Source organism: Streptomyces sp. NBC_00667 (assembly GCF_036226825.1).
Classification (GTDB): domain Bacteria; phylum Actinomycetota; class Actinomycetes; order Streptomycetales; family Streptomycetaceae; genus Streptomyces.
This window is the reverse complement of sequence record NZ_CP109023.1, coordinates 168,286-182,255: the sequence shown is the minus strand read 5'-3', so window position 1 is coordinate 182,255 and position 13,970 is coordinate 168,286. Positions and strand designations below refer to the sequence as shown.

At 72.5% G+C, this 13,970-nt stretch carries 11 protein-coding genes; 4 read left to right on the top strand and 7 right to left on the bottom strand.

Annotated features, from left to right (window positions below):
- Positions 1 to 82 precede the first annotated feature (82 nt).
- The 4 genes from OHA81_RS33430 to OHA81_RS33415 form a co-directional block, all read right to left on the bottom strand.
- Complete coding sequence (locus tag OHA81_RS33430; RefSeq protein ID WP_329202984.1) at positions 83 to 589, bottom strand: DinB family protein; 507 nt, start codon at positions 587 to 589, stop codon at positions 83 to 85.
- Between the two features lie 626 nt (positions 590 to 1,215).
- Positions 1,216 to 1,971 (bottom strand): ScbR family autoregulator-binding transcription factor, encoded by a 756-nt coding sequence (locus OHA81_RS33425; protein WP_329202981.1) that lies wholly within the window; start codon positions 1,969 to 1,971, stop codon positions 1,216 to 1,218.
- Positions 1,972 to 2,081: 110 nt separating this feature from the next.
- The gene (locus OHA81_RS33420) at positions 2,082 to 2,936 is read right to left on the bottom strand and encodes an AfsR/SARP family transcriptional regulator (protein ID WP_329202979.1); all 855 of its coding nucleotides are present in this window, start codon (positions 2,934 to 2,936) and stop codon (positions 2,082 to 2,084) included.
- Positions 2,937 to 3,153: 217 nt separating this feature from the next.
- Positions 3,154 to 3,741: a ScbR family autoregulator-binding transcription factor gene (locus tag OHA81_RS33415; protein WP_329202977.1), complete on the bottom strand. Its 588-nt coding sequence runs from the start codon at positions 3,739 to 3,741 to the stop codon at positions 3,154 to 3,156.
- Between the two features lie 273 nt (positions 3,742 to 4,014).
- Here OHA81_RS33415 and OHA81_RS33410 point away from each other — a divergent pair, with 273 nt between their 5' ends.
- Positions 4,015 to 4,785 carry an SDR family NAD(P)-dependent oxidoreductase gene (locus tag OHA81_RS33410; protein ID WP_329202975.1) on the top strand — a complete coding sequence of 257 codons (771 nt, stop codon included), beginning with the start codon at positions 4,015 to 4,017 and terminating at the stop codon, positions 4,783 to 4,785.
- A 170-nt stretch (positions 4,786 to 4,955) separates the two neighbouring features.
- Here the strand turns inward: OHA81_RS33410 and OHA81_RS33405 are convergent, their stop codons facing one another.
- The 3 genes from OHA81_RS33405 to argG all read right to left on the bottom strand — a co-directional run bounded on the left by OHA81_RS33405 (position 4,956) and on the right by argG (position 8,583).
- On the bottom strand, positions 4,956 to 6,173 hold the full coding sequence (locus OHA81_RS33405; RefSeq protein WP_329202973.1) for a cation:proton antiporter domain-containing protein: 1,218 nt from the start codon (positions 6,171 to 6,173) through the stop codon (positions 4,956 to 4,958).
- A 92-nt stretch (positions 6,174 to 6,265) separates the two neighbouring features.
- A complete protein-coding gene (locus OHA81_RS33400; RefSeq protein WP_329202971.1) occupies positions 6,266 to 6,994 on the bottom strand; it encodes a TetR/AcrR family transcriptional regulator in 729 nt (242 codons plus the stop codon).
- A 143-nt stretch (positions 6,995 to 7,137) separates the two neighbouring features.
- Positions 7,138 to 8,583, bottom strand: coding sequence for an argininosuccinate synthase (gene argG, locus OHA81_RS33395; RefSeq protein WP_329202969.1), 1,446 nt, complete (start codon positions 8,581 to 8,583; stop codon positions 7,138 to 7,140).
- Positions 8,584 to 9,375: 792 nt separating this feature from the next.
- Here argG and OHA81_RS33390 point away from each other — a divergent pair.
- From OHA81_RS33390 to tap, 3 genes are all read left to right on the top strand, one after another.
- Positions 9,376 to 10,650 carry a ParA family protein gene (locus OHA81_RS33390; RefSeq protein ID WP_329202967.1) on the top strand — a complete coding sequence of 425 codons (1,275 nt, stop codon included), beginning with the start codon at positions 9,376 to 9,378 and terminating at the stop codon, positions 10,648 to 10,650.
- A complete protein-coding gene (locus tag OHA81_RS33385) occupies positions 10,647 to 11,630 on the top strand; it encodes a ParB/RepB/Spo0J family partition protein (protein ID WP_329202965.1) in 984 nt (327 codons plus the stop codon). The genes OHA81_RS33390 and OHA81_RS33385 overlap by 4 nt, the downstream gene beginning before the upstream one ends.
- Positions 11,631 to 11,773: 143 nt before the next feature.
- Positions 11,774 to 13,969, top strand: a complete 2,196-nt coding sequence (gene tap, locus OHA81_RS33380) for a telomere-associated protein Tap (RefSeq protein ID WP_329202963.1) — start codon at positions 11,774 to 11,776, stop codon at positions 13,967 to 13,969.
- Position 13,970 lies beyond the last annotated feature (1 nt).

The following is a 13,970-nucleotide window of genomic DNA, read 5'->3' as shown; positions in this document are numbered from 1 at the left end:
CACGGATCACGGATCACGGAGCCGGGGTCACCGGATCACGGGGGCTACGGGGCCACGGGGGCTACGGGGCTGGGCCGCCGGGCTACTCCCCCGTGGCCCCATCGATCACCTCGCGCAAAAGGTCCGCGTGCCCGTTGTGCCGGGCGTACTCCTCGATCATGTGGGCCAGCACGTAGCGCAGGGAGTACGTCTCCTCCCCGAAGTGCCCCTGCACGTCGAACGACCCGGCCGCCTCCACGATGGCCCGCGACCGCGCGCAGGTCTCCTCCCAGATCCGGAACGACTCGGCCGGGTCCGCGTCCTCGACGTGGAACTCCGTCCGCTCCCCGGCCGCGTTCTGCGGGAAGTAGCCCCGTACGTCCTCGCCGTTCAGGACGTTGCGGAACCAGCCCCGCTCGACCTCCGCGAGGTGGCGCACCAGCCCCAGCAGGCTCAGCTGCGAGGGGGCGACGGCCCTGCGCCGCAGCTGCTCGTGCGTCAGGCCCGCGCACTTCATCATCAGGGTGTCGCGCTGCCACTGCAGCACGCTGGTCAGCGTGGCCCGTTCATCGCCGTCCAGTTCGGGCGGTGTCCTCTTCTCGTCATTCACCGCCCCATGATCACAGCACGCCGCGGAAGAAGGCACCTACGATCCCGACCGGCAACTCCGGCACCCCGGTGGCCGGGCAGTGCCCGCCCGGTCGTACGAGGTCCACCGCCCGACGCGCGCGGTGGGCGTGGGTGCGTGGGGAGGAGCTGCGGGCGGCGGACCGCCCGTTTCCCGTGACCGGTACGGCATCACGTCGGTGAGCATCCGGTCGCGGTCGACCGGGCCCAGCGGATCGCTCCACTCCCCGCGCTTCTCCGGATCCGGGTGAGCGGCCCGAGCGGTGAAATCGTTCAGCGCCTCGGCGAGGCCCTGCGGCCGGGTCGCCCGGATGTCGGCGTACCCCTGCCGCTCCCCGGGCCGGATCCTGCCTGGCTCCCGCGAGGCGGCGGCCCACGGTCGCCGCCCTGGACCCCGTACGTCTGGTCATCCCGGGAGGTACGGCAGCGCGACCTCGAAGGCGCTCCTGGGGTCTCCCCGGTACGCCCCGCGGATCGATGGGCGGCCCCACGTCCAACCGCCCCCACAGGCCGTCCTGCTGCGCCCGCCCCGATGTCGGCCCGGGACCGCCGCAGCCCGCCCGCGCCGCCCTCAGTGCCGCCTGCGGACGCGCCGTCCGGGCGCGGCCCTCACCCCACCGCGCCGAGCGGACCCGCCCCGGCGCCGGCCGTCTCGGTGTCCACGTGCGCCATCCCGCCCGTCCGGTACTCGCCCACCCGTGTCGCGCCCACCAGGCTCGGCAGCAGCAACCCCCACAGCGCCGCGACCTTGCGCCGCAACTCCTCGTAGGACAACCCCGTCCCGGACAGCACCTCGATGCCCGACAGGGCGGCGGCGACCAACGACTCCGCCTCCTCCCACCGCCCCGCGCCGAACTCCCCGTCCCCATCGAACCCGGCGCCCCCGGCAAAACCGGCGTCGTCACCGAACTCCCCGGCCCCGACGAAGCCCGCCGCCGCCAACTCGCCCGCGTCCCGCGCCATCCGCAGCAACCCGCACACCGACGCCAACCACGCCCCGTGGAAGTCCATCACCGCCGGCTGCTGCCCCGCACACTCCTTGGTGATCCGGAAGCTCGCCGGGACCGCCGCGTCCTCGTGCAGCGTCCGCGCCAGCCAGTGCGTCGTGTCGATCAGCACCTGCAACGGCGAGGCCCCGCCCTCCCGCAGCCCGCGTACCGCCTCGTGCAACAACCGGCACCCCTGCCGCTGCACGGCGTCGGCCAGGTCGTCCTTCGACGCGAAGTGGAAGTACAGCGCTCCCTTGGTGACGCCCGCCGCACGCGCGATGTCCCCCAGCGTCGCGTTGGCGTAGCCGTGGCGGTGGAACAACTCGGCCCCGGCGAAGACCAACCGCCTACGTGTCCGCTCCGACCTCTCCTGCACCGTTCGTCTCCTCTCGCCCGCGCCGCCACGCACGCACCACATCGCCCCGACCCGCACGTCGGGCCGTCCTCCGGGGCCCGCACATCAGCCCCTTACCCCCAACCCGCACATCAAGCCCGTACGAGCCGCTCCCGCACATCCGTCACGCCCGCACCGGCAGTCGCGCCCGCGCCGACGACCCGCCCCGCGGCCACCCCGTCCGGCCCGGCCATCAGGATCGACCGCTGCAACCGCCGCAACGCGGCCGACGGCTCCAGCCCCAAGTCCCGTACCAGCGTGGTCCGCAGCCGCTGGTACACGTCCAGCGCCTCCCCGCGCCGCCCCGACCGGTGCAGCGCGAGCATGAACTGCCCGTGCAGGTTCTCGTGCGTCCGGTACCGGCTCACCAGCACCGTCAGCTCCGCCAGCAGCTCCCGGTGCCGACCCAGCCGCAGGTCCGCCTCGATCCGCTGGTCCAGCGCGCACAGCCGGGTCTCCTCCAGCCGCCGCGCCTCCATGTCCAGCTGCACACCGCCGTGCACGTCGGCGAACGCCGGCCCCGACCACAGCGCCAGCGCCTCCCGCAGCAGCCTCGCCGCCCCCGGGTGGTCACCGGCGTCCATCGCCCGGTAGCCCAGCCCCGAGAGCCGGTCGAACTCCCGTACGTCACTCGTCCCGCCCCCGCTGTTCAGCAGGTACCCGCCCGGCAGGGTGACCAGCACGTCCTTCGCCGTCCGCGAGCCGTCGCCCCCCTCCAGGGCGAGCGCGATGAGCGAGCGCAACTGCAGTACGTACGTCTGCAACGTCGTCCGGGCGCTGCGCGGCGGCAGGCTGCCCCACAGTTCCTCGATCAGCGCCGATACGGGTACCACCTGATCGGCATGGAGGGCCAGGAGGGCCAGGACCTGCCGGGGCTTGGGGGCTGTCGGCGTTATGGAGGTCCCGTTCTCCCGCACGGCCAGTGCGCCCAGTACATCGATGTCCACGTCGTACTCCCCTGTCCTTGGATGAGTCGCAAGAGCCAGTAAAAAACGGGACAGACGGTTTGTCAACCGGGCTCGCACCACCTCTTTTCATGCACCCTGCTCCCCCGCCACCCCCTACCGCGTCGCCTCACCTGCGGGGTTGACGCCTCAGCCCCGGCCGTCGGGCCCACCCCCCTCACCCGATTACCAAACCGTTTGGTCTTATTCCGTTACCTTGTCACGTCGATGCCTGCCCGCCCAGCATGAGCGTCCAGATCCGCGCCAGCGTCTCCGGCCCCACCCACTCGGGCTCGGCGGCACCCATCAGCTCAAGGCCGACCGTCGAAGCCACCACCGCCCGCGCCGCGTCCCGCCGGGAAACGCCCTCGGCCAGGATCCCGCCGCGCTCGGCGGCCTCCAGTAACTCGTCCACCCACAACCGCCAACTTCCCCAGACGTCGACCCGGCCCCCGCGCGAGACATCGGCGGACAGCCCGAAGCCGGCCCGCACCACGACGTCCTCGGCCAGCAGCGTCATCAGCGCGGACGTGGAGTCCAGCAACACCCGCAACGGGTCCGCCGCCACCTCCCCCGCCTCCCTGGCCGCATCGATGATCCGCCGCACCGCCTCCACCGACCGGTCCTCGACGGCTCGCGCGAGCGCGGCCTTGCCGGCGAAGTGGAAGTGGAACCCCCCGGTGGTCACTCCGGCCCGGCGGCTGATCGTCGCGACGGACGCGGCGGCGAACCCCTCCTCGGCGAACACCTCCGCCGCGGCGCGCACGAGTGACTCCCGCGTGCGCGTCGCACGCTCCTGCTTATCCATGGGGGCTCCACAAACCGCATGCGCCGCATGCGCGGTACACCGAAGAAGGTGTGACGAGTTCGGGCGGCCACAGTCCGTGTCGGCAGCCGAGCCCGGGCGGACTCCCACTGGAGCCACAGCTTCCGAGTCCCCGTCGGCCCCTTCGCGCACCCTCCACACAACCCGCCCTCCGGTCCTCTCCCGCCGCCCGTCCCCACCCCCGGTCCGACCGACGAACCTGATCACGTGACGGCCTGGTCCCAACCCGCCTACCCGCTGCTACTGTCAGCCCTCATGAGCGGTGACATCGGTGTTCTCATAGGCAAGTCGGCCCTGATCACGGGTGCCAGCGCAGGCATAGGAGCTGCCGCCGCCCGGGTGTTCTGCCGTGAAGGCGCCGCGGTCACACTGGTCGCCCGCCGTGAGCCGCAACTGGCCGCACTCACCGAGGAACTGCGCGCCGCCGGACACCGGGCCCAGTACGTCGTCGCCGACGTCGCCAAGAGCGAGGACGTGGCCCGCGCCGTCGCCGCGGCCGTGGACACGTACGGCAGGCTGGACGCCGCTTTCAACAACGCGGGGTTCGGCGTCGAGCCGAAGCCCCTGCACCTCCTCGACGAGGACGCGTACGACACCACCATGGACACCAACGTCCGCGGCGTCTGGAACTGCATGCGCCACGAGATCCGCGCGATGCTGCTCACCGGGGGCGGCGCGATCGTGAACAACAGCAGCACCGCCGGCCTGGTGGCCACCCCGGTGTCGGCCCCGTACATCGCCTCCAAGCACGCCGTCATCGGCATGACCAAGGCCGCCGCCACCGAGTACGCGCCCCACGGCATCCGCGTGAACGCCATCGCCCCCGGCTCCACGCGCAGCGAGATGATCGACGGCTGGCTCAAGAGCAACCCGGAGATGGAGGACGTCCTCCTGCAGGCGGCCCCCCTCCCCCGCATCGCGGATCCGGCCGAGATCGCCGAAGCGGCCCTGTGGCTGTGCAGCGACCGCGCCTCCTTCGTGGTCGGCACCACCCTCTCCGTGGACGGCGGCTGGACCACCCGCTGACATCCACGGCGTTAACGCCGTTAACGCCGTTAACGCCCGACGGGCTCACGGGCTGACGACCGGGGAGCGTTAACGCCGTTAACGCTCCGCCGCCGCGCCGGCGTTAACGCCGTTAACGCCCTGCGGCGCCCCCTCGCCCCACCCGCTCACCGTCAACGGCGTTAACGCCGTTAACGGTTGCCCCCCACCATCCGCCGGACCACCGGCCCCGTGAGCGCCGTGGTCACCACGGCCATCAGCACCAGCACCGTGAACAGCTCCGGCCCGATCACCCCCAGGCCGAGCCCCACGTTCAGCACCACCAGCTCCGTCACCCCCCGGCAGTTCAGCAGCGCCCCCAGCACCACCGCGTCCCGTACCGGCTGCCCCGCCACCAAAGCGGCCCCCGCACCTCCGCCCCACTTCGCGGCGACCGCCACCACCAGCACCGCCCCGGCCCACAGCCACGCCCCCGCGTCACCGCCCAGCCGCCCGACGTCCGTCCGCAGCCCGCTCCCGACGAAGAACAACGGCAGGAGCACCGGCACCACCACCTCCCCCATCCGCCGGGCCGCCCCCTCCACCGGGGCCCAGTCCCGCGGCACCACCGCACCGCACACGAACGCCCCGAACAGCGCGTGCACCCCGAGGGCGTCCGTCGCGTACGCCGTCCCGCACAGCCCGGCGAACAGCCCGACCACTCCCCCACCGGCGTCGGCCCACCGCTTCGCACACCGGGCCAGCACCGGCCGTACTCCCCACCACATCCCGGCGAGGAACGCGCCGGCCAGTACCCCGGTGACCGCCGCCCCGGCGACCCCACCCCCGCCCGCCACCGCCACGACCACCGCCAGCAGGCACCACGCCACCACGTCCGCGACCGCCGCGCTCGCCAACGCCACCGCCCCGACCGGCGTCCCGTTCAGCCCCTGCTCCGTCAGGATCCGCGCCAGCACCGGGAACGCCGTCACGCTCATCGCCACGGCCACGAACAGGACGAACTCGCCCCGGCCCACCCCGTCCGGCGCGAAGGACCCGTACATCCCCGCCGCCAGCAGTCCGCCGAGCGCCAGCGGTACGACGACGCTCGCCTGGCCCACCACCGCCACGACCCGCCCGCGCCCGCGCAACAGCCCGAGGTCGAGCTCGAATCCGACGAGGAACATGAAGACGACCAGGCCCAGGTTTCCCAGCACCCCCAGGTACGGGAGCACCCCCGCCGGCAGCAACCACCCCTGCCCCTGCGGCCAGACCCACCCCAGCAGCGAGGGCCCGAGCAGGATCCCGACGGCGATCTCCCCGACCACCGCCGGCTGCCCGCACCTGCGCATCACCACCGCACCCGCCCCGCACAGCAGCAGGACCACCGGTACCGCGATCAGCACTCCCGTCAGCGGATCACCCGCCACAGGCCCCTCCCGAAGACGGCGTCCCCGGCCCCCTCCCCCCGCACCCCGGCGCGGGAAACGGACCTACGCCGCGACGCCGGGACTTCCGAAGGTCACCGCCGCCCCTCCACCAGCAGCCCGATCCCGTCGAAGATCCGCGCCAGCCCGAACTCCAACGCCTGGTCCTGCCCACCGTGCGCCGCGACCGACGCCAGCGCCGCCGTCAGTGCGGGGTAGCCCTCCCCGTGCTCCCGCATCACTTCGTCCAGCGCCTTGGCGAGGTCCGCGTCCGGCCCGGCGGCGCCGCCGCCCAGCGCCCGCTCCTGTGCGACGATCCCCCGTACGTGGCCCGACACCAGCACCACCGCGTCCATCGCCTCGGCTCCGCTCAGCGCGCACCCGTCCATCGCCGCGAGCGCCCGCTCCATCCACCCCACCTCCCGCGGACCCATGACCCGCGCCCCGACCGTCGCCTCCAGCAGCCACGGGTGCGCCCGGAACCCCGCGCACAACGCCCGCGCCCACACCCCGAGCCGCTCACGCCACCCCTCCCGGGCAGCCATCTGCGTATCCAGCCCGGCCGGATCCGGCAGGGCCGCCTCCACCATCAGCGCGACCAGCTCGGCCTTCCCCGGCACGTACCGGTACAGCGCCATCTTCGTGACCCCGAGTTCGCCGGCCACCAGCTGCATCGACACACCGCCGAGCCCCTGCGCGTCGGCGATGGCCACTCCCGCCTCCGCGATGCCCCCGAGCGTGAGCCCGCGCTTGGGCCCCCTCGCCGGCTCCACCGCCGGCCCCCACAGCAGCCTCACGACCGCGCCCCAGTCCTCGTCCGCCATGGGATCCCCCTCACCTGAGAAAATTGCGTCCACCATACACGTTAACGGCGTTAACGCCTCCGCGCCCCACGGCAAAAGGCCGGCCCCACGCCCGAAGGCGCTGAGCCGACCTCTCTTCCCCACTGCCGTCCGGCGGCCGCCGACTAGTCGGTGCCGAACTCCATGGCCGCGCGGTCCAGCATCTCCTCGTCCTCGGAGACCTCGCCCCGCGAGGCGATGGCCTCGGCCCCGCCCTCCGGCATGCTGCCGATCAGCCCGGTCGCAGCCGCCTGCGCCGCGCCGATCGCGGGGTTGGCGGTGCCGATCAGACCGAGCGCCGCGTACTGCTCCAGCTTGGAGCGCGAGTCGGCGATGTCCAGGTTGCGCATCGTGAGCTGACCGATCCGGTCCACCGGGCCGAAGGCCGAGTCCTCGGTGCGCTCCATGGACAGCTTGTCCGGGTGGTAGCTGAACGCGGGGCCCGAGGTGTCGAGGATCGAGTAGTCCTCACCGCGCCGCAGCCGCAGCGTCACCTCACCGGTGACGGCCGCGCCGACCCAGCGCTGCAGCGACTCCCGCACCATCAGCGCCTGCGGGTCCAGCCAGCGGCCCTCGTACATCAGCCGGCCGAGGCGCCGGCCCTCATTGTGGTACTGGGCGACGGTGTCCTCGTTGTGGATCGCGTTCACCAGGCGCTCGTACGCCGCGTGCAGCAGGGCCATGCCGGGCGCCTCGTAGATGCCGCGGCTCTTGGCCTCGATGATCCGGTTCTCGATCTGGTCCGACATGCCCATGCCGTGACGCCCGCCGATGGCGTTCGCCTCCATCACCAGGGCGACGGGCGAGGCGAACTTCTCCCCGTTGATGGTCACCGGACGGCCCTGGTCGAAGCCGATCGTCACGTCCTCGGTGGCGATCTCGACCGAGGGGTCCCAGAACCGCACGCCCATGATCGGCTCGACGGTCTCCACGCCGGTGTCCAGGTGCTCCAGCGTCTTGGCCTCGTGGGTGGCGCCCCAGATGTTGGCGTCGGTGGAGTACGCCTTCTCCGTGCTGTCCCGGTAGGGCAGGTCGTGGGCCAGGAGCCACTCGGACATCTCCTTGCGGCCGCCCAGCTCGGTCACGAAGTCCGCGTCCAGCCAGGGCTTGTAGATCCGCAGGTGCGGGTTGGCGAGCAGGCCGTACCGGTAGAACCGCTCGATGTCGTTGCCCTTGAAGGTCGAGCCGTCGCCCCAGATCTGTACGTCGTCCTCGAGCATCGCCCGTACCAGGAGCGTGCCCGTGACGGCGCGGCCGAGGGGCGTGGTGTTGAAGTACGCCCGCCCGCCGGAGCGGATGTGGAACGCACCGCACGTGAGCGCGGCCAGACCCTCCTCCACCAGCGCGGCGCGGCAATCGACCAGCCGCGCGATCTCGGCCCCGTACGCCTTCGCCCGGCCGGGCACGGACCCGATGTCGGGCTCGTCGTACTGGCCGATGTCGGCGGTGTAGGTGCAGGGAATCGCACCCTTGTCGCGCATCCACGCGACGGCGACCGACGTGTCGAGACCGCCTGAGAAGGCAATGCCGACGCGCTCGCCGGCCGGAAGGGAGGTGAGGACCTTAGACATAGGAAGAGTATGCACTCCCCCGCATGATCATGCAAAACCCCACCCCACCATTAACGGCGTTAACGCCCGGCCGTACGATCCCGAGCCCCAGCGCGCCCCGCGCCACCGTTAACGGCGTTAACACCGACCCGCCCTCGAAGCCCACACCTCCCCCGCACAACGGCTCGCCCCCCTGCGCCACGGCCCGTTCCACCCCACCGGACTCCCGCCCCCACCGTTAACGCCGTTAACGGTCCCCACCCCAGGCGCGAGCCCGACCCCTCCCCGGGGCGGCAACAAGGACTGTCCCGCCATCCCCGGCACCGACCCTGCGCCCGGGCACCCTCACCCCGCACCATTAACGGCGTTAACGCCCGGCCGCACGATCCCGAACCCCAGCGCGCGCCCCGCGCCACCGTTAACGGCGTTAACGCCTCCCCTCCCCGCCCCGCCCAGGAACGCCGCCCTCACCCAACCCGGCACTCCGCAACGACCCCCGCACGCACACACCGGTGCCCCCACGCACGCCCACCCGCGCCGCTCCCTTCCAAGAGGCCCGGCCACGGCCCCGATGCCAACCAGTTCCGTGGCACCGCCGGGGCCTCACCAAGCCCCCGGGCCGCCGGCCGAGTGGCCCGCCCAACGGCCCTGCGCCGTACGACCGCCCCCGGACTCCCCAGCCACCCCGACCGGCTGACGAAACACCACGGCACCCGCACCACGCCCCCGCAACGCGCCACCCGCACCCACTTCGTTAGCAAAACCCAAGCGTGGCGCCCACATCCACCCCAGAACGTTAGTAAAGTCCCTCCCATGACTTCCCCCTCCTCCCAGAGCGACCGAGAAAAGGTCGTCTCCAAGCTCCCCCCGTGGCTCCGCCAGGAGTTGAAGATCCGCACCGCCCAACTCCGCGTCGACATCCAGGACGCCGTCCACCAGGGCATCGCCCACTGGAGCGCCCTCGCCTCCGCCCCCTCACCCGTCGACACCTCCGGCGCCGAGTCCTTCTCCACTTGGCTGCCCCTCGGCCAGTGGGAGTCGTTCCGGGCCGCCTCCAAGGACCGCGGTGTCTCCCTCATCCAGGGTCTCGCCCAAGCGGTCCACCTCTGGCTGGAGATGAACCCCGCCCCCACCGTCAAGCGGCCCTCCGTCGTACGCCGCATCGTCGTGTGCAACCAGAAGGGCGGCGTCGGCAAGACCGCCATCACCGCCGGCACCGCCGAGGCCCTCGCCGAGGACCCGTCGACCCTCCACCCCGTCCGCGTCGCCCGCCAACTGGCCCGCCTCTCCCCCGGTTCCGACGAACCGAACGGAGAACGCGGAGCCTCCTACCCGGAGACGACGCCGGTCGACCTGGAAGACCTCCCCGGCCTCGGCATGCGCGTCCTGCTGGTCGACTTCGACCCCCAGGGCCACCTCACCAAGCAGCTGGGCCAACAGCCCCTCCCCATCGGCGGCGACAGCCTCACCTGCCACATGGCCGGCGAAGCCAAGGGCCCCCTCACCGACCTGATCGTCCCCATCCCCGACGACCGCTTCGGCGACCGCCTGCACCTCCTCCCCGCCTGCACGGACGCCTTCCTCCTCGACGTCCGCCTCTCCACCGTCCGCGCCCGCGAAGCCGCCCTCGAACGCGCCCTCGCCCCCGTCGAATCCGACTACGACGTCATCCTCATCGACTGCCCGCCCAGCCTCGGGCTCAGCATGGACGCGGCCATCTACTACGGCCGCCGCCGCGACACCGAACAGCCGGGCGCCTCCGGCGCGCTGATCGTCGTACAGGCCGAGGACTCCTCCGCAGACGCCTACGACCTGCTCACCTCCCAAATCAACGATCTGCGCGACGACCTCAGTCTCGACATCGACTACCTCGGCCTCGTCGTGAACCTGTACGACGGCCGCCGCGGCTACATCGCCACTTCCTCCCTCCAGGCCTGGATGGACATAAAGGATCCGCGGGTCGTGGCGATCGTCCCCGACCTCAAGGAACAGCGCGAAGCCGTCCGCGTGAAGCAGCCCCTCTTCGTCTACGCGCCCAAGGGCGACCAGGCCGTAGCCCTCCGCGCCCTCGCCCGGGAGATCTCATGAGCAGCAAGGCCGACAAACTGGGCGTCTCCGCCTCCTTCGCCCGGGCCCAGCCCGTCGGCGTCAGTTCCCGACGCGCGGCGATCGCCGAAGCCACCGGGGCCCCCACCTCCGGCATCGTCCCCCCTTCCGAGGTGCCCATCGAGGCACTCGCCCACAACCCCTTCAACCTCCGCGAGGACCTCACCGAACTCGACGAGCTGGCCCAGTCCCTCCTCTCCCGGGGTCAGCTCCAGCCCCTCGCGGTCGCCACCCGCATGGCCTTCATGGAGGCGCACCCGGGGCAGACCGACGGCCTGGGCCGCGCCCCGTACGTGGTCATCGACGGCAACCGGCGCCTCGCGGCCGCCCAGCTGGCCGGCCTCAAGACCATGCACATCCACGTCAACGACGCGCTGTCCGCGTCCGCCGCCGACATCCTCGAATCGGCCCTGATCGCCAACGTCCACCGCGTCGACGTCGCGCCCATGGACCAGGCCCGCGCCCTCCAGGAACTCGTCGACGTCCACGGCTCCCAGGCCCAGGTCGCCAAGCGGCTCGGCAAGACGGCGGCCTGGGTCTCCCAGCGGCTGGCCCTCCTCAACCTGACACCCACCCTCCAGGAGAAGGTCGACACGGGCGAGCTCAAGGTGGAGCCGGCCCGCCGTATCGGCCGACTGCCCCAAGAGGCACAGGCGGCAGCGGCCGAGGAGACCCTCAACGCCGTCAATCCCCCTCGCCAACGCACGCCCGCCAATGCCGTTAACGCCGTCAGTACCGTTAACGCCGTTAACGCCCCGCCCGCCACACCCGCCCCCAAGACCCCCTCCACCCCACTCTCCTCATCCATCACATCAACGCCCACCCCTCCCCCGCACCCCTCCCCCGCGCCCCGCATCACCATCTCCACGCACTCCCCGGAAACCATCGCGGACGCCCTCACCGCCCACCTCACCCCCGACGACCTCAAGGCCGTCACCGAGCTCCTGCTCTCCCGCATCTGAGGCGGGACCCCGATGGGGCGTTAACGCCGTTAACGCCCCACGTGCGTTTCATGTGCGTTTGGAGGTGCGCTTCACATAGCCTTGCCGCGGAGAGACCCATCCGGACGCGGACGCGACCCAGACCGAGAGACCCGACGAGAGCCATGAGCAACGACCCGGAACAGACGACGCTCTTCGCAGCGGTCGACGCCCTGCTCGAAGAGGCAGCCGCGCAGGACTTCCTGCCGCACCCCGACGAGCGAAAGCGCCTGCGCGAAGCCGCCGGACTGAGCCAGGACCAGATCGCCAAGGCCCTCTCCGTCCGCCGCGAAACGGTCACCTCCTGGGAAACCGGCCGCACCGCCCCGCGCCCGCCCAAGCGCGCGGCCTACGCCCGCCTCCTCCAAGGCCTCTCCACCCTCCACACCCCCACCCCTGCGCACCCCCCGACTCCGGAGGCCGCACCCGGCCTCCCGGCCGAGCCGAGCCAGGAGCTCGCCCCCCGAGACGGCGCCGACGGCATTAACGCCGTTAACACCCCGCCCTCCCCCGCCCCTACCGTTAACGCCGTTAATACCCCTCCCCCCGCTCCCCCCGCGCCCACCGTTAACGCCGTTAATACCGCTCCCCCCACCCGCAAAGCGGCCCCCCTCCCTCCCCGCACCACACCCCCCGCCCCCCACCACATCCCCCTCGCCGTCCTCACCGGCACCCCCCGGGCCCACGCCGCCGGCGGCCTCCTCCTCGACCTCCCCCCCAAGGCCGCCACCGACCTGCCCACCCTCATCGCCTGGGCCCTCTCCCCCGACGCCGATCTCCGCTCCCCCCGCCTCCACCGCAACGGCAAGGACGGCGACCCCCTCCTCGTCCTCACCGCCGCCGCCACCGAGGCACTCGGCCTCCCCCTCACCCTCGAAGACCGCCGCGGCCTGCGCCTCCCCGACAACCACCCCACCCTCAAGCTCCTCGCGAAGCACAAGTGGCAGCTCACCCGCCGCGGCTTCGGCCCCTGGCCCCGCGTCTACCGCCCCGCCACGCCCACCACCGGCCGCCAGTGCGTCCAGCTCGCGGTCCTCCCCTGGGGCGCCCTGGACCCCCGCGCCTGGGGCGAGGACACCGCCGACCTCCCCGCCGCCGAACTCGCCGACCTGCTCACCACCTACGCCACCCGCGTCCTCACCCCCCGCGGCTCCACGGCGGTCACCGGCCTCGAACTCATGACGGCCCTGCGGCCGCCCACCCGCGCCGCCCGCAACCCCGTCACCCAGGCGTGGGAGTCCGCCCCCGTCGCCGGCTCCCTCACCCGCCCCGTCGACCCGGCGCCCCCCGAGGCCCCCGACGAACACCCCGTCGTCGCCGCCCTCTACCCCCGCGCCCACCAGCGCACCCCGGACCAGGTCCTGGACGAAGAGGCGTACGACTGGATCCGCGATCCCCAGCTCCTCACCGACGACGAGTGCACCCTCACCCACGCCGTCGGCATCGACGTGAACATGGCCTTCGCCGCGGCCGCGAACCGCCTCACCGTCGGCCTCGGCCCCGCGACCCACACCACCTCGCCCCGCTTCGACCCCAAGACCCCCGGCTGCTGGCTGGCGGACCTCTCCGCCCTCCCCCAGGACCCCCGCCTCCCCAGCCCCTTCACCCCCCACGGCCGGCCTCCGACCGGCCCGGCCTGGTACGCGACCCCGACCCTCGCCTACGCCCAGGAACTCGGCCACGCCGTCCACCCCACCGAGGCCTGGCTCCGCCCCGACAGCGGCCCCTACCTCGACGCCTGGTACACCCGCCTCCGCGACGCCTACATGGCCACCATGGCCGACCTCGGCATCACCCCGGCCCTCACCGAGGCCGAGTTCCTCAAGGCGATGGCGGAGATGGCCACGACGCCCCACCACCCCACCCTCAAGCCGGTCCTGTCAGCCATCAAGTCCACCGTCAAGGGCGGTATCGGCAAACTCCGCGAACGCCCCCAGGGCGCCGGCTACCGCCACGGCGAACCCTGGCCGGCCCTCGAACGCCCCACCTGGCGCCCCGACATCCGCGCCGCCGTCATCTCCACGGCCCGCGTCAACATGCACCGCAAGATGCACAAGCTCGCCACCGCCGCCGGCCAGTACCCCATCGCGGTCCTCTCCGACTGCGCGCTGTACCTTTCCCCCGGCCCCAGCCCCCTCGACTTCCTCCCCCGCACCCCCGAGGGCAAGCCCCTCCCCGGCGGCTTCCGTCTCGGCGTCAGCCCGGGCATGGTCAAGCACGAGGGCACCCAGTCCCTCCTCTGGGCCGTGGAGATGCTCGACTCACAGCTCAACCCCGCACGCCACATCAAGGGCCACGACGCCGCGGCCGACGGAGAGTAAG